The 21,486-nt window shown below is 51.3% G+C and carries 18 protein-coding genes; 7 read left to right on the forward strand and 11 right to left on the reverse strand.

Annotated elements, in window-relative coordinates:
* Window positions 1-21: 21 nt before the first annotated feature.
* Window positions 22-1,230: a NupC/NupG family nucleoside CNT transporter gene (locus ACFOE0_RS06630; protein WP_248934923.1), complete on the reverse strand. Its 1,209-nt coding sequence runs from the start codon at window positions 1,228-1,230 to the stop codon at window positions 22-24.
* Between the two features lie 484 nt (window positions 1,231-1,714).
* On the opposite strand from ACFOE0_RS06630, the gene ACFOE0_RS06635 reads away from it, so the two are divergent.
* Window positions 1,715-2,818, forward strand: a complete 1,104-nt coding sequence (locus ACFOE0_RS06635) for a YjgN family protein (RefSeq protein WP_248934922.1) — start codon at window positions 1,715-1,717, stop codon at window positions 2,816-2,818.
* Window positions 2,815-3,831: a M48 family metallopeptidase gene (locus ACFOE0_RS06640; protein ID WP_248934921.1), complete on the forward strand. Its 1,017-nt coding sequence runs from the start codon at window positions 2,815-2,817 to the stop codon at window positions 3,829-3,831. The genes ACFOE0_RS06635 and ACFOE0_RS06640 overlap by 4 nt, the downstream gene beginning before the upstream one ends.
* 58 nt (window positions 3,832-3,889) lie before the next feature.
* Here the strand turns inward: ACFOE0_RS06640 and ACFOE0_RS06645 are convergent, their stop codons facing one another.
* Window positions 3,890-4,426, reverse strand: coding sequence for a GNAT family N-acetyltransferase (locus ACFOE0_RS06645; protein WP_248934920.1), 537 nt, complete (start codon window positions 4,424-4,426; stop codon window positions 3,890-3,892).
* Between the two features lie 209 nt (window positions 4,427-4,635).
* Here ACFOE0_RS06645 and ACFOE0_RS06650 point away from each other — a divergent pair, with 209 nt between their 5' ends.
* The 3 genes from ACFOE0_RS06650 to ACFOE0_RS06660 all read left to right on the forward strand — a co-directional run bounded on the left by ACFOE0_RS06650 (window position 4,636) and on the right by ACFOE0_RS06660 (window position 7,720).
* The gene (locus tag ACFOE0_RS06650) at window positions 4,636-6,354 is read left to right on the forward strand and encodes a phospho-sugar mutase (RefSeq protein ID WP_248934919.1); all 1,719 of its coding nucleotides are present in this window, start codon (window positions 4,636-4,638) and stop codon (window positions 6,352-6,354) included.
* 168 nt (window positions 6,355-6,522) lie between these two features.
* A complete protein-coding gene (locus ACFOE0_RS06655; protein WP_248934918.1) occupies window positions 6,523-6,906 on the forward strand; it encodes a VOC family protein in 384 nt (127 codons plus the stop codon).
* A gap of 94 nt (window positions 6,907-7,000) precedes the next feature.
* Window positions 7,001-7,720 (forward strand): helix-turn-helix transcriptional regulator, encoded by a 720-nt coding sequence (locus ACFOE0_RS06660; RefSeq protein WP_248934917.1) that lies wholly within the window; start codon window positions 7,001-7,003, stop codon window positions 7,718-7,720.
* Window positions 7,721-7,818: 98 nt separating this feature from the next.
* Here the strand turns inward: ACFOE0_RS06660 and ACFOE0_RS06665 are convergent, their stop codons facing one another.
* Window positions 7,819-9,780, reverse strand: a complete 1,962-nt coding sequence (locus tag ACFOE0_RS06665; RefSeq protein ID WP_248934916.1) for an EAL domain-containing protein — start codon at window positions 9,778-9,780, stop codon at window positions 7,819-7,821.
* 223 nt (window positions 9,781-10,003) lie between these two features.
* Between ACFOE0_RS06665 and ACFOE0_RS06670 the strand changes: the two genes are divergently transcribed.
* Together ACFOE0_RS06670 and ACFOE0_RS06675 are read left to right on the forward strand one after the other, a co-directional pair.
* Complete coding sequence (locus ACFOE0_RS06670) at window positions 10,004-10,360, forward strand: alpha/beta hydrolase-fold protein (protein ID WP_283106365.1); 357 nt, start codon at window positions 10,004-10,006, stop codon at window positions 10,358-10,360.
* Window positions 10,324-11,100, forward strand: a complete 777-nt coding sequence (locus tag ACFOE0_RS06675) for an alpha/beta hydrolase-fold protein (protein WP_283106364.1) — start codon at window positions 10,324-10,326, stop codon at window positions 11,098-11,100. Before ACFOE0_RS06670 ends, ACFOE0_RS06675 begins: the two co-directional genes overlap by 37 nt.
* On the opposite strand, the gene panP is transcribed toward ACFOE0_RS06675, so the two are convergent.
* The 8 genes from panP to ACFOE0_RS06715 form a co-directional block, all read right to left on the reverse strand.
* On the reverse strand, window positions 11,068-12,729 hold the full coding sequence (panP, locus tag ACFOE0_RS06680) for a pyridoxal-dependent aspartate 1-decarboxylase PanP (RefSeq protein WP_248934915.1): 1,662 nt from the start codon (window positions 12,727-12,729) through the stop codon (window positions 11,068-11,070). The genes ACFOE0_RS06675 and panP overlap by 33 nt on opposite strands.
* 177 nt (window positions 12,730-12,906) lie before the next feature.
* The gene (locus ACFOE0_RS06685) at window positions 12,907-14,079 is read right to left on the reverse strand and encodes a glycerate kinase (protein ID WP_248934914.1); all 1,173 of its coding nucleotides are present in this window, start codon (window positions 14,077-14,079) and stop codon (window positions 12,907-12,909) included.
* An 83-nt stretch (window positions 14,080-14,162) separates the two neighbouring features.
* Window positions 14,163-15,521, reverse strand: a complete 1,359-nt coding sequence (locus ACFOE0_RS06690) for a GntP family permease (RefSeq protein ID WP_248934913.1) — start codon at window positions 15,519-15,521, stop codon at window positions 14,163-14,165.
* A 231-nt stretch (window positions 15,522-15,752) separates the two neighbouring features.
* A complete protein-coding gene (locus tag ACFOE0_RS06695) occupies window positions 15,753-16,901 on the reverse strand; it encodes a sugar diacid recognition domain-containing protein (protein ID WP_248934912.1) in 1,149 nt (382 codons plus the stop codon).
* 1 nt (window position 16,902) lies between these two features.
* Window positions 16,903-17,523, reverse strand: a complete 621-nt coding sequence (locus ACFOE0_RS06700; RefSeq protein WP_248934911.1) for a uracil-DNA glycosylase family protein — start codon at window positions 17,521-17,523, stop codon at window positions 16,903-16,905.
* A gap of 34 nt (window positions 17,524-17,557) precedes the next feature.
* On the reverse strand, window positions 17,558-18,148 hold the full coding sequence (locus ACFOE0_RS06705; RefSeq protein ID WP_248934910.1) for a hypothetical protein: 591 nt from the start codon (window positions 18,146-18,148) through the stop codon (window positions 17,558-17,560).
* 159 nt (window positions 18,149-18,307) lie between these two features.
* Window positions 18,308-18,907, reverse strand: a complete 600-nt coding sequence (locus ACFOE0_RS06710) for a hypothetical protein (RefSeq protein ID WP_248934909.1) — start codon at window positions 18,905-18,907, stop codon at window positions 18,308-18,310.
* A 76-nt stretch (window positions 18,908-18,983) separates the two neighbouring features.
* Window positions 18,984-21,317: a M4 family metallopeptidase gene (locus ACFOE0_RS06715; protein WP_248934908.1), complete on the reverse strand. Its 2,334-nt coding sequence runs from the start codon at window positions 21,315-21,317 to the stop codon at window positions 18,984-18,986.
* Window positions 21,318-21,486: the final 169 nt, after the last annotated feature.

A 21,486-nucleotide genomic window follows, 5' to 3' on the forward strand; every position in this document is an offset into this window, starting at 1 on the left:
CGTATTCATGCGGGTAAATGCTTACAAGCTGATAAAGATACCTGCCAGCGCAGCACTCATCAGGTTGGCCAGAGTTGCTGCCAGTACGGCACGCAAGCCCAGGCTGGCAATTTCACTGCGACGCTCTGGAACCAGGGCACCGATAGAGCCAATTTGTACTGCAATAGAAGCCAGGTTGGCGAAACCACACAGTGCGAAGGTGATGATCACCTGACTGTGAGCACTGATGGTGTCTTTAAAGCTGGTAAAATCCATATAGGCCACGAATTCGTTCAGGATAAGCTTCTGGCCGATCAGCGAACCTGCCTGCGCCATTTCGTTGGCCGGGATACCAATCAGGAAGGCAACCGGGGCAAATACATAGCCCAAAATACTTTGCATGCTCAGGTTGTCGATGCCAAACACAGTCCCCAGGCTTTGTAGGCCGTAGTTCACCATGGCGATAATACTGATCATGGCAAGCAGAATGGTACCCACGGCCACGGCCACCTTCATACCATTCATGGCGCCCGTGGCCATGGCGTCCAGCACGTTGCTTTGCTGGCTGCTTTCCATTTCTACTTCGTGCTGAGGAACTGGTACGTCACGCTCGGGGATCAGGATTTTGGCCATCATCAAGCTGCCCGGAGCCGACATAAAGGCTGCGGCAATCAGGTACTTCATGTCTACGCCCATGGCGGCATAACCACCCAACACTGAGCCTGCTACCGATGCCATACCACAGGTCATCACGGTAAAGAGTTCAGAGCGGGTCATGCGGGAAAGGAAAGGACGAACCAGAAGTGGGGTTTCTGCCTGTGACAGGAAGATGTTGCCGGTGGCTATGATAGATTCGCTGCGGCTGATACCCAGTACTTTTTGCAGGCCGCCACCAAGTACGCGGATAACCCACTGCATAATGCCCAGATAGTAAAGAATGGAGATAAGTGCACTGAAGAAGATGATCAGCGGCAGTACGCGAATAAAGAATACAAAGCCGTTCTGCGCCAATGGACCAAACAGGAAGTTAATGCCTTCATCGGCAAAGCTCATCAGACCGGCAGCCCCATTACTGACAACAGCCAAAGCACTTTGACCGGCAGGGAAATAGAGCACCAGTGCCGCAAAGCCGGTTTGAATGGCAAATGCACCAAAGATGGTACGCCAGTTAATGGCTGTGCGCTTTTCAGAAAGCAGCCAGGCAATGGCGATCAGTGAAACAACCCCAAGCAATCCCATAAGCAATTGCATCTTTACTCCTCAAAAATTCAAACCAAAACCGCAGGTATCAGGTCGCCAGCTGCGGCGGTTTTGAGGAAGCAAAGCCCATAAGGGGTTTGTCCGATAAGAACCGGCCATAAACAGATCATGGAAGTCACCTTGATAACAAGCATAAAGTGATGCCGGTCCGGCTCCTTGGGGTCACTCACATCCAGGTGACAGCTTGAACTAGGTGGCTTATGGGGAGTTAGGCTCCCCAGGCCGGGAGCGGAGTCTACTGCATGCTCTTCACAGGTGACAAGTTAATCATCATCAGTAAAGTCTAATTTTTCATCCCATTAATCAAAGCGTTCCGAGCTCGATAAAAGTAATCCAAATTTCGCCATCAAAGTTAACAACTGGTGGCGGGAGAACTAGCCCTAAAGAGAGAGGCTGCACCGTTTAGACTGATTGAAAGGATGTTGGCTAAATGTTACAAGTTGTGCCAATTGGGCGAAGTTAATAAGAGGCTGTAATGGAAGACGTAAAACAATTAAATATTAAACAAGAAATACCTGGTGAAAGTGACCAGAGTCCAGGCAGAACCGTACCGGTCAACTTTTCTGGTCAGGCGGGAGAGTTCTTTGGGATCTGGATAGTCAATATCCTGTTGTCCATAGTGACTTTGGGTATCTATTCCGCCTGGGCCAAAGTGAGAACCCATCAATATTTCTATTCGAATACTGAAATTGACGGTCATAGATTCAATTATCTGGCAACGCCAATGCAAATTCTGAAAGGGCGGATTCTGGCACTTATTCTGTTTATTGCTTACTACGTGTTGACCAGTTACTTTCCCGTTGCCGGGGCAATAGCCATAGTTGTGATGTTGTTTCTCTCCCCTTGGTTGATTAATCAGGGAATGAGATTCCATCTCCGTATGACTCAGTACCGTAACGTAAGGTTCTCCTTTGAGGGCAGCTATGGTGGTGCGCTGGCGCATTTTATTCTGCTGCCTATTATGGGCGTATTTACTCTGTACCTGGCTTTTCCATGGGTATTGAAAAAGATCGATGAGTATCTCTACAGCAATATTCGATATGGGGATTTGCCACTGCAAACCAAGCTTAGCAGCTCACAGTATTACCTTGCGGCGTTAATCGTATTTGTGGTGAGCGGTATGTTTGGCGTTGTTGCGATGACAGTACTTACCGCCAGCATGGGGATAGCGGCAATGGATCCGGAAGCAACGGCGGCAGCAGATCCCAGCCCTTTTGCCATGGTTGCTGTCTTTGCGGTTTATATCGTGATGATTGGATTGGTCACAGGTATTTATGAGAGCTATATCCGTAACCACATTTTTGCCAACAGCAAGTTCGATGATGTTGCAGAATTTGAGTCTGAACTCTCTCCATTTGGTTATGGCATGCTGCACGTCACCAATGCATTGGCGATAGTTTTCAGCCTGGGATTGGCTTATCCATGGACCAAGGTCAGAAAGTCAAAATATCTGGCTGATGCCACCAAGGTCACTGTGCTGCCGGGGGCAGAGCAGGTTGTGGATGATAAACAGGATGGAAACTCCGCCTTCGGTGAGGAAGCTTCCCAGCTGTTTGATATGGATATTGCACTGACGTGATCACAGGACAGTATTACCGTGCCGGCCATTCGGAATGTATTGAGGCTGTGCTTGAGTATTCCGGGCAGGGGATAAAGGTCATTAATGGTGACACCTGCCTGGAACAGGTGGGTTTGGATGAGGTCAAGGTTGCTTCGCCTATTCCCGGTGTTGCCAGCGAGGTAGTGTTTATCAGTGGTGCCCGATTTGTGCCCCGGGATAAGCACCACAGATGGCAGTTTGGTCAAAGTCGACTGGCGGAGAAACTGGAGCGCAGTAAGGCTGTGATTATCGGCGCCGTGATTGCGGTACCTGTTGCCTTGTATGTGATGTTTTTTCATCTTCTGCCAGCCGCGGCTCAGGCCAGTGTTCACTTTGTCCCTGATGAAGTGATCGAGCAGATGGGCAGTCAGGCCTTTCTCATCATAGAGAAGACCATGCTCGATCCCAGTGAGCTTGAGGCGTCGGTGAAATCGGATATCGAGTCTGATTGGAATAATGCTCTCGATACCCTAAAACTGGACCGGGAAAGGTATCAACTGGGCTTCTATCGCTCAGATGTGCTTGGAGCCAATGCTTTTGCCTTACCCAATGGTCAGATAGTGATGACTGACGAACTGGCCGAGTTGCTTAAAGATAACCGGCATGCCTCTCTGGCTGTGCTGCTGCATGAGATTGGCCATGTGAAGCATCAACACAGCGTTAAAATGGTTGCGCAAAGCGCCGGAGCAGCCATTGTTGTCGCCATGCTGTTTGGCGATTTGGAAACGTCATCTGAAGTATTGCTTGGCACAGGCTCAGTGTTGATTGAAAGTGCCTTTTCAAGAGATATGGAGCGGGAAGCCGATGACTATGCGCTGAATAAGCTGGTGTTGTTGGGGATATCGCCCGTAGCCTTCGCCGATGCTATGAGGGCTCTGGCGAAGGCACATCAGCTGGAACTGGGTGATGGTGAGGAGAGTAGTCAATACCTGTCTACTCACCCGGGGATCTCGGAGCGCATTGAATACGCGGAGCAGTTTACTCCCGAGTAAAATACCGGCTGTTATTTGAGAAATGAAGTAAGGGACCAAATTCGAATTTGGTCCCTTTTTATTCTTGTGATAATGGCTGGGTCAATGACGGCTGCTCAGATTGGTAAACCATGACCAGCTCTCCCTTGCTGTCCTGTTCGCCGTTAAAGGCAAACCCAAGCTTCTGATAGAGGTGAATAGCGGCATGATTATCGCGGTAAACACTCAGATAAACAGTCTCTGTTTGATAGTGCTCACAAAGAAATGCCTGCATTAACTGGCCAAAGGCCTTTCCCAATCCCTTTCCCTGGGAGCTGGTATCCAGCATAAAGCGATCGAACCAAACCCTTGGGCCATGGGCTTCATCAAACAGTCCATACATGGCAAAACCGACAACCTGTTGGTTCAGTAGCAGCGCGGCTGGAACGAAACGCCTATCTTGCTCTGCCTCAGCCAGACATTCGGGGATGGATTCAATATGTTGCAGCTGATCTGAAGCCAGTGTCAGGGCGTCCAGAGCCGGGCGGTATACCGCCAGCTTGTCCCTGGTAAGAGGGCAGATAGAAAGGCTGTTGTCAGTCATGGTTACTATGATGGGAGGGCAGGCTCGCATCATACGTCGGCGCCTGACGACCACCAAGACAAATTTGTGCTCGGGCGGATGGCAAGGCTGAGATGAGATCAATCTGTCAGGCGGATTGGTATAAGCCCTGAACAGCCAACATGCCTATTAAGTTAATCGGAGGATTTGAAACAAATTTAACTTGTTTGGCCCCGGGGTTTTTTTTAGGGTGAGTAAAGATATCTTAAGACAGGCAGTCAAGTATGAACACTCATTTGCATTTTCAGGTCAGCCGCTGGCTTGAGCTGGATCCAGACGCTCACACCAAAGCTGAAATTCAGTCCCTGCTGGATGCCGGAAACGAGTCCGAATTAGCGGAGCGATTCAGTGGTCGCCTGGAGTTTGGAACCGCTGGATTGCGCGGGGTAGTGGGAGCAGGACCAAGCCGAATGAATCGTCTGGTGGTACAACAGACCTCCGCGGGCCTGGGGCAATACCTGTTGCGGCAGGTTAAAGATGCCAAAGTAAGAGGAGTGATCATTGGCTATGACGGTCGTAATGATTCTCGTCAGTTTGCCCACGATGCAGCCGCTGTCCTGACGGCGTTGGGGATAAAGGTCAGGTTAACCTTTAAGGTGGCCGCGACCCCTTTGGTGGCGTTTGGTGTAAAGCACTTTAATGCAGCTGCCGGTATTGTGGTGACCGCCAGTCACAACCCCCCTGAATACAATGGCTACAAGGTGTATTGGGAAAACGGAGCCCAGATCATTCCTCCCCACGATGCCGGTATTGCTGCCTGTATCGAAGCTGCAGCCAACACTGAGTTGAAATTGGCGGACCTGAGTGAAGCCACCAAGGCCGGAACTTTAGTGTGGCTGCAGGACGATTACTATCAGACCTATAGAAGAGCTGTTGAGGCATCTCCTGAGCTTGAGCCCCACGGCAAAGCCAACGTCAGTTTGAGTTACACCGCTATGCATGGCGTCGGGGCTGAAATGGCTGAGACTCTGTTGCGCGATGCCGGTTTTGACAACGTCTACTCAGTGGCCGCTCAGCGCTTGCCTGATGGGAATTTCCCGACGGTTGCCTTTCCCAACCCTGAAGAGAAAGGCGCTATGGACCTGGTGATTGCCGAAGCGGTTAAGCATGACGCTCTGCTTGCCTGTGCCAATGATCCTGATGCAGACAGGTTTGCCGTGGCGGTGCAGGCCGGCCCCGGACACTATCAGATGTTGACCGGAGATCAGGTCGGTGTGCTGCTGGGGCATTATTTGCTGTCCCATGCGCCAGCCAATCAAAAGCTGGTGGGCAATACTATTGTGTCTTCGAGCTTACTCGCCAAAGTGGCTTCAACACTGGGTGGTACACCCTATACCACTTTGACCGGGTTTAAATGGCTGATGAATGTTGGGCAGGCGTTGCAGTCAGATGATGCAGCGTTTCTGTTCGCCTACGAAGAGGCACTGGGTTATACCGTGGGCTCTACTGTATGGGACAAAGATGGCCTGACGGCTCAGCTGGCTTTTGTACAAATGGTGGCAGAGCTTAATGCTGCCGGGCTGACGGTATGGGACAGACTGGAATCCATTTATCGTGAACATGGTTTCCATTTAAATGATCAGGTGAGCATAAAACTCAGACCGGAAACGCCGGATATCGGTGCTTTTCTGCGGCAAAACCCGCCATCTCATATAGGTGATGCTGCGGTGACCTTGATTGAAGACATCAAGCATGGCAAGAGAAGCTTTGCCGACGGCAGAACGGAAGCGATAGATCTTCCTGCCAGCGATGTTCTGACTTACTGGCTGGACAACGGCAGCAGGGTCATCGTCAGACCGTCAGGTACTGAGCCCAAGATTAAATGCTACTACGAGGTCGTGACGGCTATGGACGATTCTGAGTCCCTGAAAGAAGCGCAACTGCGCGCCAGAGAGCTGATGGATAACTTTATCTCGGCTCACCAGGCGTCATTGCCTCAATAAAAGGCGCTGTCTTATTTTTGTTTTCAGCTTATAAAGTAAAAGCCCGGTACGCCGGGCTTTTTTATATCTTAAGAAGCTGCCACTCATCACTACTGACACTATGCTGTCAGTAGCCCCGGCTTATGCTCTTTCCATCGCCAATTCCGGCGACAGAAAAGGAGAAAAGCTATGTTGCAACAAGCAGTGTTGGTGTGGGGAGAGATCCCAGTGGCAGATATGGATAGAGCCGTTAAATTTTATCAACAGCATTTGGGGCTGACCTTCAGGCATGAGTCTATGGAGGGGATGGAGATGGCTTTGATTGAACAGGAAGATCAACAGGGAGCAGGTGCTGCTTTGGTGAAATGTGACATGATGACACCGTCCATGGCGGGCTCTTTGGTTTATCTGCATCTGGGAAAACCTGTGTCTCAGGCGGTGGCCAGGTTGGAGCAGGGTGGGATAGAGGTTTTGTTGCCACCAATGCCAATCAAAGACGGTGAATGCGGCCATATCGCAATCTTCAAGGATTGTGAGGGCAATAAGGTTGGCCTGTGGTCAATGGAAGCCTGATCTTCAGCTGATACCAGTTTGTTGATGCCTGAGTTTATGTACAATTTAATCAGACTGTGAGTTATCGGAATCGCTATGAGTAAATGGAGCCCCAATGCGACGCGCTGACCGACTGTTTCAGATCGTACAAATTCTCAGGCACAGACGCCTGACCACGGCGCAGCAACTGGCTGACAGGCTGGAGGTATCGGTTCGCACTGTCTATCGCGATATTCAGGATCTGTGTTTGTCCGGCGTGCCTATTGAAGGCGAGGCGGGAGTGGGCTATCTGCTCAGGCAGGAAGTCAATATCCCACCTTTGATGTTTAATGAGGCAGAACTGGAAGCGATACAGGTAGGGATGCGAATGGTGGAAACCTGGGGCGGTAAATCGCTGGGCAGTGCAGCAAGACAGGCGTTGATCAAGGTTGAAGCTGTGCTGCCGGAGCGTCTTCGGGACTACCACTCTTTGATGTTCTCTCCTGACTTTTACATAGATCAGGATGAGTTTAAATTTCTCGACCCACTTAGACTGGCCTGCCAGCAAAGACACCCTGTGTTGATGAATTATCGGGACGCCGATAAACAGGACAGTGAACGGCAGATCCACCCTTTGGCGATCTATTTCTGGCGTGGCACCTGGACACTGCTGAGTTGGTGTTTATTGCGCAATGCCTTCCGTAATTTCCGGGTTGATCGTATTCAGGAGCTGACAGTGCAGGTGAAGCCCTTTCCCGTAATACCGGGGCAGGAACTCTCTGATTATATCGCACAGATGGAGGCTAAATATGAAGAGGATTGCAGCTTTAACCTGCACTCTGATAAATCCAGTTAGCCCCACGAGAGGCCAATGAGACTGTGCCGTCTAAGGAAGGTGCGAACCAGTCCTCGCGGCACATCAGCAGAGTCTTTTATTGAGGGATCAACCGGTTTCTATTTGTCCAGAACAAACCGTTTGGCTTCATTCGCTGGCATCGCTTTGGCGTAACGCCATCCCTGAACGTAATTGACACCAGCCTGACAAACAAATCTCTCTTCCTCTTCGGTTTCTATCCCTTCAGCAACCAACTGCAGATCCTGGCTTTGGCACAGCTGACAGATCTGACGGTATAAAAGCTCTCCTTTACCATCACAGGCCTGAGTCAGTATGCTTCGGTCCAGCTTGACCCCATCAACGTCCAGCTGAGTCAGTACCCCAAGGCTGGAGTACCCGGTGCCAAAATCATCCAGCAGGAACCGGAACCCCATATCCTTCAGTACAGAGAGATATTGATTTACCTTTTCAACATCATCCATCACAGCTGTTTCGAGTATCTCTATCTCTATCTGTTGTGCTCTTGCTCCAAGCGAGTTCTTCAGCAGCAAGATTATCTCATCATTCACCAGGCTGGATGGATCCAGGTTGATGGCCACAACAGGGGTAAAGCCGTCAGCTGCCCATTGCTCCAAGGTTTCAGCAACCGAAGTAATGACATATCTGTCCAGCGTCGAAGCATAGCCACATCGCTGAAACGCATCGATAAAAAAGGGCTTGGAAATACTGCCATCCTGCTCCTTTAGCCTGATCAGCGCTTCAAACCCCACTACCTTTCTTAGAATGAGATTCAGCTTGGGCTGAAAATAGACCTGCAAATCGCCAGCCAATACCCGCTGGACAATATTATGAACCCGATGATTATCTGCCAGCCTGGAGAATTGCTCATGGACGTAATTGGACTCAGCCTGCAAATCAAGCTCATCGCCTATGGCCAGCCGTTTGACGACATCATTATGATGATGGTCGGATACCGTCTCCCATATGGAAGCCCGGACGAAAGGCAGGTAGATAAACACACCAATAGCGACTAACAGCAGTTGAAACAGCACAACCGTCACATTGTGGCTGATTAACCAGGCATTGAGTAAAGGCGGGGTTATCCAGGGAAAAGCCTGACCATTAAAACTCAACCAACCCCACTCCAGCGCCTGATAAGTCAGCAGTATGTTGACGCAAGGTACCAACATAAAAGGCAACATCAATCGAGGGTTGAAGGCGATCGGCAGGCCGTAAAGCAGGGGCTCATTAAGGTTGAACAATGAAAAAGGCGCAGCTACTTTGGCGACCTTGAGACTGTGTCCCTTTCCGCGCCAGAAGATTGCGATAAGGAGCGACAGTGTCGCACCACTGCCACCGATACCGGCGACCAGATCGATAAAGTTACGGTTACTGATCCCCTTTGCCACAGGTTGCATCTCCTGAACGACATGAGGGAACAGCATATACGCGCTGTCGCCATGAATACCCAGACTCCAGAAAACCAGTCGTACTCCGCTCAGTCCCAATAGTTGTTCCCGGGGCGACATGGTTTGCAGACTGGTTCTCAATGCCTGTTCCACTCCTTCCAGAGAGATAGCCAACAGGGTAAAAAGTACCAGCAAGAATACAAATCCCAGGGCAATGGGTACTGCCAGGTTAAGGTGCAATGCCAGATATGAACTCAATCCATGTTTGCGGGACAACTTAAACAGCTTGATACCTGTCAGCCATTTAAGGGTATAAGCCGCAGCAACGGGGAGAATAAACACTCTGGGATCATTCAATATCTCAGGCGCGTAATCGATAAAGGGGTTGCCGGGTTGAATATGGGCATGTAACGCCAGCAGCACCATTAAAGACAAGGTCACAACGCCAAGCAGGGACTGCCTGAGATACTTGGCAAAGTGAACAGACAAAGACACCATCACCACCAAAGGAAAGGCGAAATTCAGGGTCAGGGAAAAACTCTCAAGGGCACCAACTGGTTTGCTGTCAGCGAATTCAGGGAAGAAGGCAATCAGCAGAATTTCAGCTAAAGAAACACTTGAACTGATTAGAATAAAGGGCAGCAGCGCAATAAAAGACTCTCTGGCTGCCAAAAAGAAATTACTGCTATTTAAACGTAAATACGCACGCATATAATCAGGCCAGAACAAGCAAAGCTGAAATTATACAGTTGAGTTGTTATTTAAAAATGACCTATTTGTCTAATTAACCTGAATTTAATCTTAAGGGCAATCCCCTTGGTGTTTGCTTTATGATCTAGTGGCCCCGTAGGATAGTGGTTCAGGGATGGCTGAAATACGACAGGGGATGTTCGCTATGCAAAGAATTGCATTACTGGTTTTGTTTTCGATCGCATGTTTGTCAAATGCTTTTGGTGCCTCGATTGATATTGAATCCAATGCACTTGGCCACAGCCTGAAAGTCGAAGTGTTTACACCTGACTCCTATGATACTGCTATGGATCAGGTCTACCCTGTGCTTTATGTACTTGATGGTGCTCGGCATGGTGAACATACCGCCATCAACGCAAAGTTCCTTGAATCCACTGATGTGATGCCGGAAATCCTGGTGGTAGCCATCCCGGGGTCGACAGATTTAAGTTCTTCACGCCGACCCGGGATAAACAAAACCCCCGAATGTCAGGTCAGGCAGATACCTATCTTAGCTTTTTGAAACAGGAGCTGATGCCTGCAATTAATCAAGGCTTCCGGACGTCAGGCTATGACATGCTGGCCGGTCATTCATTGGGCGGCTTGTTTGGCGCGCACGTGCTTAAGCAGAGCCCAGAGCTGTTTGATGCCTATCATCTGTTCAGTCCGTCGCTGTGGTGGGATGAGCAGGTTTTGGTTAAGAGCATTTCAGCCACAGACTCCAGTCACAAGCCTTATATCTTTTTGAGTTTGGCCAATGAGCAAGGGCGGCAGAAACAGGCCTATGATGCTTACCTGGACAAGCTGGTGGCGGTTTATCCCGATATTGAGACCTATGACCTGCCCGATGAAGACCATATGACCACGCCGCTGCTGTCACAGATCCTGGCCTTTCGAAGTCAATTTAATGGTTGGCTGTTGGAGTTTGATGAGGTGGTGGCTAACCCGGGAGTGTTTAAAAGTCACTTCGAGCAGCTTAACGCCAGATACGGCACCAGGGTAAAAGGTGCGGAGTGGCAAATTGGCCAGCCAATACAGCAGATTATTGATGTGGAAAAAGACCCTGCCAAAGCTCTGGTGGGTGCTCAAATCTATTTGGAGAGCTATCCGTATTCTCCGTGGGCTCACAAAGCGATGGCAGATGCGCTGGCACTGACAGGTGACAGAGAGCAGGCTCTTGGCTATATGCAAAAGGCGGTGATTGCTCACCGCCTTTTTATTGGATTGGCATCAGGCTACCGATGTTCTGGTGGCCAGCGCTAGTAGCTTGGCGAGATTCTGCCGACTTCGGGCGGCAATCTCGCCCTGCTCAGCCAATACCTCTTCAAGAATGGCTTCTGTGGTCAGGGGGTTGGCCAACACCACACGGAATACTGTGGTTTTACGGTCGGGGTAGAGTTGAGCCGGAATCCGGGTACGGGAGACAAAAGACTTACCCTGTTCACGCTGGCTTTTTTGGATGAAGCGGGTGAGGCTGTCCAGCAGAGAGTTAAATTGCTCCAGCAGCTCTGCATTCCCTTCGGCCCTGGCCTGAGCCATTGCCTCTTGCACCTGGGCTGGTACATATCTGTAGGTGAGCAGGCACAGTTCGGGATGGCTGGTGAGTTCAAAGTCCGGGTGGGCATCAATGGCATCGGCAAAGAATCTGGCTTTTTCCAGACTGTTGTTAATCAGTATTTCATAGCCCTGCTGGCCGATAATCTGCAGACAGGCGTGCACCAACATCGCCATTCCCGGGCGGGATCCTTCCAGCGTCTGACTGCCCAAATCCTTGGAACCTTTACGTAGAATATACTCGGCGTGATGCTCGATACTGCCTGCAGAGGCAGGGTCTTTAAACAGCACCATACCTGCGCCCATGGGCACATACATCTGCTTGTGGGCATCAATGGTGATGGAATCAGCCAGTTCTACACCAGTCATCAGATGACGGTATTTGTTGGACAGCAAAGTGGCGCCGCCCCAGGCTGCATCCACGTGGAAATGACATTCAAGCTCGGCAGCCAACTGAGCAAGTTCTGCCAGAGGGTCGATATTGCCGGTTTCCGTGGTGCCGGCGACGCCGACAATAGCCATGACTCTGATATTTCTGGCGCTCAGCTCGGCAGCTTTGGCACGCATGGCCATCATATCTACCTTGTTATTGGCATCGGTCGGTACTGTGTAAATATTACTGCGGCCTATACCCAGCAGGTCGGCCGCTTTCCCCAGCGAATAATGGCCCCGCTGTGACACCAGAATCGCCAGATCATCCCAGCCATAATGCTTGAGTGAGCGGTGCAGGCCTTCTCTGGCGATACCTTTAAAGCTGCCTTTGGGGCCAAGTAATTTGTTACGGGCAATCCATAAAGCAGTGATATTGGCCACTGTGCCGCCGGAGCAGAAAGCCCCCAGCGCATGATTGGCACTGTGCAGCCAGTTCTTGTAGAAGCCTTCATTTCTGCCATAGACCAGATGGTGCATCATCCCCAACACCTGACGCTCCAGTGGAGTAAAGGCTTTGGAGGTCTCGATTTTTACCAGATTCTGGTTCAGGCCCACCATCATCTTGGACAGTGGCAGCACAAAATAGGGCAGCGCTGAGGTCATATGCCCGATAAAAGAAGGTGCGGCCGTGTGCACCGAGTGGGCTACCAGATTCTGCATCATCTCGTCGACGTAATCGGAGACAAATCTGGGCTGCTCGGGAATAGTATGACGCTGGAAGTCTTTTTCCACTTCTGACAGCGGCTTTTCCAGCGCGGCGATGCTTTCCTGCAGGAAACCCGCAAGATCCCGGGACAGCTTGCTCTCTATCTGTCCCAGAGTGGATTCTGGCTCTTCCGGCACGGTGAACACGCGCATCAGCGCAGCTTCAGAGGCCGTGGCGTGACGGAGTTGTTTTGGCGTCATCAATGCTCTTGTAATTATGTGTTCCAGCCCTTGATTTATCAGGGGGAAGGGCGATTGTCAAAATGTTGCAACTTTACTGCATGGTCATTCATGCGGCAAGTTTCCGTGGCGGTAAATGAAAAAGCCCGCATCCTTTTGAATTAAAAGGGCGGGCTTAGAAAGAGCGTCAGTAGTGGCTCAGGGCTGGGCTAAACGCATAATACCGGCCACATTGGCTGCTGTGCGCTCCAGGTTGGCTGCACCGGTAGCCAGTGCTTGCTCCAGCGTGACGGAGGCGGGCACGATGGGAAAGATTGCCTTCATTCCATGTGCTTTGATGGCGTCGGCTTCCTGCCCAAGGCATCCCGCCAGTGCAATACAGGGAACATTGTGGCGTTTGGCGGTGTTGAGCACGCCCATAGGCGTCTTGCCATAGACTGTCTGCCCATCGATACGGCCTTCACCGGTAATAACCAGATTGGCACCAGCAATGGCGGCATCCAAATCCAATGCGGTTATCACCAATTCCACGCCTGGCGTCAGGCTGGCGTCCAGCAGCGCCACCATAGCATATCCCATACCACCGGCAGCGCCGGTGCCGGGAAGCAGGGCCATAGGCGCTTTATCAGGCCATTGGTGGGAAACCACATGGGCAAATTGCCCCAGGGCTTTATCCAGCAGGTGCACCATTTCCTGAGTTGCGCCTTTTTGTGGACCAAAGATATGGGATGCACCGCGAATACCGCACAGAGGGTTGTCCACGTCGCAGGCCACATCGATGCGGGTGTGTTTCAGGGCCGGATGCAGCTCACTGAGATCTATGGCTGCCAGCTCCAACAAGGCCTCCCCCCCCGCAGGCAGACTTTGACCCTGAGCATTCAGCAGTTTGGCTCCCAGCGCCTGCAGCATTCCAGCGCCACCATCATTGGTGGCGCTGCCCCCCAGACCGAGGATCAGATGACGAACTCCCTTATCCAGCGCATCGCGGATCAGTTCACCTGTGCCGAAGCTGGAAGTCAGTAAAGGATCTCGCAAGTTTTGCGGTACCAGATGTAATCCCGAGGCTGATGCCATCTCAATGATGGCTGTCGCAGCGTTAATCTTGTCGGCTGAAGAGGCACCGTTATCTCCAAGAATGCCGTATCTGGCCTGGACTCTGTTGCCCAGAGGTCCGGTGACATCCAGGTGGACCAGTTTACCGCCGGTGGCGTCAACCAAAGCATCGACAGTGCCCTCACCGCCGTCGGCCATGGGAACAATCTGATAATCCGCATCGGGAAATTCCCGCTTGAATCCCTTCTCAATAGCTCTGGCCACTTCAAGGGCGCTCAGGCTTTCTTTAAATGAGTCTGGGGCAATCACTATCTTCATGATATTTCCTGTAGTGGGAGCAGGACTGTGAGTCTGGCTCCCACTCTGGTTGTATGATCAGAACCTGTCGGTTATCGCCGACATTAAAGCAGGAACAGGGACAGGATATAAACCAGTGCCATCGCAGTACAGCCCTGTACGGCCGTTGCCATGGTTTGGGCGCGGTACGCCTGAGATACGCTCATACGGCTGAACTGAGTCACCACCCAGAAGAAGCTGTCGTTGGCATGAGACACTGTCATGGCACCGGCACCGATCGCCATAACGGTCAGCACACGACCCATTTCAGTGCCCAGTCCAATATCGCCCAGCATAGGGGCAACCAGTGCAGAGGTGGCCACCAGAGCTACGGTTGAGGAGCCCTGGGCAGACTTAAGTGCCGCGGCCACGACGAATGGCATAAAGATACCTATGCCCAGTGCAGACAGGCTGGACCCCAGGAAATCGCCAATCGGAGTGGCTTTAATAACAGCGCCGAACGCGCCACCGGCACCGGTAATAAGCAAGATAGGCGCGGCGATCACCAGACCCTGGCTGATGCGGTCGCTGAACTCTTTCAGGCGGTCATCACTCTTCAGCAGACCCAGAGACAGAAACAGACCAATCATCAGTGCGTTCAGTGGCTGACCCAGAAAGTTCAGAACCTGCCACATCACCTCCTCGCCAAATGGCTTGGATGGGAAGTTGGCAATAGAGCCCAAACAGATCAGCAGGATTGGGACCAGAATGGGGGCAAACGCCGGCAGTGGCTTTGGCAATTCGCCATAGCTGGCTTTCAGAGTTTCATACTGTTCTGCCTGAGCAGTCAGCTCCTCGGCTCCTTCACCATCAGGCTCGACACCGGCAAAGCGGTTAGCCCACCACAGGCCAGCCAAAGCAGCAATAGCAGCCACAAACAAACCAATCACAATCACCAGGCCCAGATGAGCTTCAAGCCCCAGGTTACCGGCAGCGGCAATAGGGCCTGGCGTAGGTGGAACAAAGGTGTGAGTAGCATACAGACCTGTTGCCAGCGCCACACTCATGGCGACGCTGGAGACCTTCATGCGGTTGGCAAGGGACTGTTTAAGTGAGTTGAGGATCACGAAGCCGGAGTCGCAAAATACCGGGATTGAAACGATATAGCCGATGATGGACATGGTCAGGTTGGGGAACCTTTGTCCCAGCACCCGAATCACTACATCAGCCAAAGTAATGGCTGCGCCGCTTTTCTCCAGAATGGTACCGATAATGGTACCCAGTACGATTACCAGACCAATATAACCAAGGATACCGCCAAACCCAGAGGTGATGGTTTTGGCAATGTCCGCTGCCGGCAGGCCAAAGGCGAATGCCGCCATAAAGGTTGCCAGCAGCAATGTCAGAAAAGGATGCATTTTCAGTTTGGCAGTGGCAAACACGATAAAGGCCACCACAGCCAGCAGGGTAAGGATAAGGGTCATAGGGTTCTTCCATTGATATTATTGTATTGCCGTCAGGCCTCAGCGCTTCTTTGAGTGCTTATTGAGGAGGCGACAGAGACGGTCATTATCAATGATGACGGGCGCTTTTACTTTGTGGCGCCACACGGATTTCAAGCGAATATCGCCCCATTTTTTGTGCAAATGCACAAAACGTGATCCTGTCCTTTTATCAGGCCCAGCCTGAAAGAACTCAGGCCCGGATGGGCTAAATCACTCGTTATTGGCGGGAAAACGGCTTTGGCTCAGCAATCTGGCGAGGTTAAGGCGCAGCAGTTGATCCAGGTTGCTTAAATCCAGGCCGGTGATCCGGCTGATTTTGTCCAGCCGGTATCTCAGGGTATTTCTATGGATATAGAGGGCATCTGCACAGGCTCCTGGCTCCCCACCCGAAGCAATGTAGGCATCCAGCGTTTTACAAAGCTGGCCGCTTTTGTCGGATGCCAGCAAGCTGACATAGGGGCGGCTGAGTTCTTCTCCGCGCCAGCTGGCAGCCAGTTCACTGAGCAGCACCTGGCTTTCAAACTCCTGATACAAATATTTATTCTGTGCAGGTTGCAGTCTCTGCCCCAGAGTCAGAGTTTCCAGTGCGCTTTGATAGGAGCGGGCGATACCACCGTCTCCGGGGAAGAAATGCCCGAGCGCAATTTTCAACTTGTTGCGTTGCGCCCTGGGCAGACGTTCGAGCAGGCGATCGATACGTTCGCTTTCAGCTTCACTGCTCCAGCTTTTGCCATCCAGAAATGCGGGTTTGAGAATGACCAGTCTGGACAGAGAGGTCATGGCCACCAGATTGTCCCGTTCGGGAAATTGCAGCAGGTGCAGGATCTGTTTCAGCTCATCTCCTCCGGCAGAGTTCACCTCAATAATGGCTGCCACTCTGGGCTTGCGGATATCCAGATCCAACTGTCTGGCCCAGTTTGCCAGTTTGGGTATATCACCGGCGCTCGCCTTGATTAACTGCAGAATAAACTCTTCCCTGCGACGGTTTTTCCATTGCAGCTGATCCATCAGGTTGGCCTGTTCGACAATCATTTCGGCGGTCATCTTAAGCAGTTCACCGTAGTGACTGAGCTTCTCCGGCTCTCCCGTGATCCCGATAACACCGATAATCTGCCCCTGAAAGGTGAGTGGCAGGTTGATACCGGGTTTGACGCCACTGACTTCACAGTTAGAGGGGATTTCAACCACTGTTCCCTGGGCGATGGCCTCACAGGCCCCCTGATGACACTGGCCGAGACGACTGACATCACCTGAGCCCAGGATCACGCCCTCACCGTTCATCACATTGATGTTGTGACCGATAATTTTCATGGTGCGGTGAACAATTTCACCGGCGATGGTGGCATCCAGTTGGTACATATCAGGAGTTAAGTATCTCGTGTACCCTGCGTCTCAGCAGTGGTAGCAGGGTTTGTTCAAATTCAGGGTGGCGCTTCAGCCAAAGGTTGTTACGGGGACTGGGGTGGGGCAGCACCAGCTTGTGGGGCCAGAACTCCTGCCAGCGTTCAACCGCCTGGGTGACGTTAATCTTACTTTCGCTTTCCGGCAATAAAGGCTGAATATGATAATCGATGGCGTATTGGCCCAGCACCAGCGTGAGCTCTAGCTGGTTAAGTTGGGGCAGTAACCTGGGGTGCCAGTTAGCGGCGCACTCTGGCCTTGGTGGTTTGTCACCCTGTTTTTTACCATTTTTCTCAAAGGTACCGGGAAAGCAAAAGCCCATGGGGATGATGGCAAACAACTCGGGATTGTAGAAGGTCTCTTTATCTACACCCAGCCAGCTTCGCAGCCTTTCACCGCTGGCGTCATCGAAAGGGCGGGCTTTTTGATGGGTCTTGATCCCTGGGGCCTGACCGGCAATCAGAATTTTGGCTTTGTCGCTGGCTTGCAATATGGGCAGAGGAGAGAGCGGCAGAGATGCTGTACAAATGGTGCAATCCCGGATCTGTTCGAGAAGCACGTTACATTCCCGGTTGCTCATCTCTGCCTCCTGTTTTTGTTGGTCTCTGTTTATATCAAGCGCCACCGGCCATAAGCAAACTAACCTTTTGAACAGTCCAGTACAGGAACATACTGATGGATGGGATGAGTGCGATGACAGCAACCAGTCGTGCTTTGAGGTCCTGAGCATATTTAAGTGCCACCGCTGCGACGGCAGCAGCAACTATGCCTATTACCGGGATAATCATGCCGGGCAGCATGAGTGCAAATGCCCCCAGGGCGATCCAAAGCCCACTGTTGGGTGTAGGTTGTTTGGCTGAAGATTTCAGCAGCAGCGGCATCAGAGCAAAGCCGCTGGCAATCAGTATGGCACCCAGTTTAAGTATCATATCTGCGGTGCCGGCATTATCCTTTACTGCCAGAACCATTGCCGCTAATGGCATCAGGATACTGATCCCTGCGTGGATACGGGCAAAATCTCTTCTGCTGTATGGACCTGTGAAGTAAAACAGCCCCTGCAATGCCATGTTGAGCAGGGTGAAACTACCCAGCCCCAGAATGATAAAAATAGACGCCATGGTGCCGGATGGATCAAATGCCATTGCCGGAAAAGTGGGTAACATCAAGGCTGCTACTGCAGCCAGAGTGATAAAAGGTGTACGCATCTACTGAGAAGTTTGATTTGAGATGAGCTTAAGATGTGTGAAACCCTGATTTGAATCAAGTATCAGTAAACGCTTTTTCAGGGAGTTTGAATTCGGTCACAGCGGTGAGGTCGGGTTTTGGCGGGGAGAATAACCCGGACAGAGTCCGGGAACAGCCAATTATTCCTTTGCCTGCTCTGGCTCTGAATTGCTTGGTTCTGCTTTGGATGGGCGGTTCAGTATCAATCTGACGGTCAGTCCTCCCAGCATAAGGTAGAAGAATATCAGGTTGGATTGCAGCTTTTCCATTAATGTCATGGGCTGATATGTCGTGTCCAGATACAGGTAGTTTTGCCCGGGAAGATCCTTTTGGAATGCGGATTTGATTTTGTCCGGCAGTGCGTCGGAGGACTGCCGCAGGCCGGTGAAGTCGGCTATGGTGATTATATCTTCCAGTGGCGGGAGTTCGTTGGTTTGCAGAATGTAAATTGTTTCTCCCGAGTTGGGATTGACCACCGGGGTGTAATAATCGGAAGAGAGGTTGATATTGGTTTTTCGGGTACTGCGGCTCAACTCATAGGTATTGGATAGAACCATCAGACCTCCTTTAACATTGACCAGCGCGAGTCCTGACTCGGGTTCGGTCAATTGTTCCAACTGGACCTCGACAGCAGTGGTATCGACATTGCGCTCTTTGTATATGGTCCATAATCCGTAAAGAGACATCAGTAGCCCGATAAAAAATGCGTAGTTGGCTATTTTCAGAATAAAGTTCTTCATTGGTTTTCCAGGGTAAGTATTGTCGCTATATAAAAATGGGGCCAATAAGGCCCCATTTGGACAAGTTCAGCTGCGATCAGTCAATGGTGACATTGATGGTGTTGGAGCAGGCTCCATCGGCTTCACACACTCTGTAGTTCACATCCACAGAGTCGTTGCTGCCCACGCGGAAGCGATCTGTGTAACGCTCACCTGAAGTACTGCCTACCAACTCTTCATCGCGGTAGATCTCATACATATCGGCGCTGCCACCGGCCCATTCCAGAGAGATACGCACACTGCCGCGGCGTGACTTCAGTGCCCTGGTAGACTCCAGCGTGATGTCTGAGTCGGGAACTGTAACGTCAAAGTTCTGAGTCACTGAGTCCTGAGCACCATCATCATCGGTGACCGTCAGGGTTACATCATAGTTGCCTGAGGCTGTGTATCTGTGGCTGACAGATTCACCGCTGCCGGTTTCACCATTACCGAAATCCCAGCTCCAGGAAGCAATAGTGCCGTCACTATCGGTACTGGTGCTCACAAAGCTACCTACTGCACCGTCCCAGGTTACATTGAACGACGCAACAGGAGGTTCGTTTGGCGTTGGCTCATCACCATTGTAACTACCGGTCAAAGACAGGTCGGAATAACCACTGTAGGCATTAATCATTACCCAATAGGTGCCTTCAGCTGCTGGGTCTATGGCGCAGGTTTCGTTACTGCTGCCACTCCAGGAGCGACAGTCGAAGTCACTGGTGGTTGGTGCCTGGCCAAACTTCACATACAGATCAGCATCACCATTGTCACCGGCGGTAACAAAGTTCAGATCTGTCGCACCAGCAGGTACTTCGAGGGTAAAGTACTGCTTGTTGCCCGTAGCGCCGGACAGTCCGGTGACCGGAACGCCATTGGTCAGCGGGTCAGCTTCCGGTGGTGGCGGTGGTGGTGGCGCATCACAGGGAGTGAGACCAACAACTGCGAACGCTGCATCAACGTCTGCCGTGCTGTAACCCTTATCGGATGCTGCGGTCTGCACACCACAGGCACCTTCATACATCAGGCTGTTTGGCTGCCAGTAAAGTTGGTTGGCGACAACAAAGACTTCGAAAGCTTTGCGAACATCCCAGCCATCTGTGTTGGCCAGGGTATAGAAAGCCTTGTTGAATACACCGGAACTGAAGTGAACATCCATACCATCGGTATAGTCGTCGATATGACCGATTGAACGACCATCCCGGGTCGGGTCGTCGAAGTAACGCAGCGCACCATCGCCTTTGAAGATGGTACCGCCGACCAGCCAGTCATTGGTGCCATTCATAAAGAACTCGGCAGCTTCACCCGCCATATCCGAGAAGGCTTCGTTCATACCACCGGACTGGTTGGCGTAAACAAGATTGGAGTTTTGCTCGGTAAAGCCATGGCTCACTTCGTGAGAAGATACGTCCAGTGAGACCAAAGGATAGAAGGTGGTAGCACCATCACCAAAGGTCATGGCACTGCCATCCCAGAAGGCGTTTTCATAGCTGTTACCGTAATGAACCCGCATAGTCAGCTGGAAGGTCAAAGGCGCAGTGTTATACCACTCACTGTACATGTCATACACCACACCACCGAAGAAGTGAGCGTCATTAAGTGGTGAATAGGCGCCATTGATCTGCTTGACTGTGTTACGTGGGCAGTCATAGCTGAAGGCTGTGCTGCCTGAGGTGCCATGGTTAAGGTTGACCGTTTTAACGTTGTCGTTGTTCATGGTGCAGGTGCTGCCACTTTGCTCAACGTCGTTAAAACCAAAGTCAGTGCCATACTCGTACTGGCCGGTTTTCTCATTACCACCCGGGCCTGTACCGATTTCAGCATGGTTGATGCCATCCCAGCTTTGCAGGACTTTGCCTGAGTGGGCATCGATAATGCTCATTGGACGGCTGACGTGATGACCATCTTCAACCACATATGAAGTGATATAGACCAGATGGGTTTCACCTGAGGCCATTGGGTACAGCCAGAGTTTGGCCTGTTCATTGCGGATATTTTTGGCGGCCTTTCCGGACTTAAAGGTCTTGGCCAGATTCAGGGCCTGAGCCTTGGACAGTGAAGGCTTAACGAACTTTTCAGCGTTATTAATGCCAGTCAGTACCTTGCCACTTAAGTCGGAGTACCCTTTATTCGATTTGGCGGCGGCGACAGACATACCATAGACAGGTACCCCTGACACATATTGCTGCAGACGCTCTTTGGTTAAGCCTTTTGAGAGGCTGACTGAGCGAACTGCTTTCAGCTCATTTCCTTTGTCCAGCCCCAACATGGCCACTGGGCTGTTGCCACTTTTCAGCATCTGAACCTGAGATACATCGACCACGTTGGCGGCGTGAGCCAACGACAGGCCGCATCCCATTGCCAGCGCAAGGGCGGTTAATTTGGTTTTTATCATGTTATTGATTGCCTTCTTCCTGTGAATGAATACGGCATTGAATGGCGCTTAGCTGCAGCTGAAGGCGGGTTCAAAATCCATTCTGTAATTTGACATCCTGTATTACGGCAAGGCCGTATAGAAAGTTGACGCTTCATTCGGAGGGAAGGTCGTAATCACTATGCTAGTG

It is taken from the genome of Shewanella submarina (genome assembly GCF_042646185.1).
GTDB lineage: Bacteria > Pseudomonadota > Gammaproteobacteria > Enterobacterales > Shewanellaceae > Shewanella > Shewanella corallii.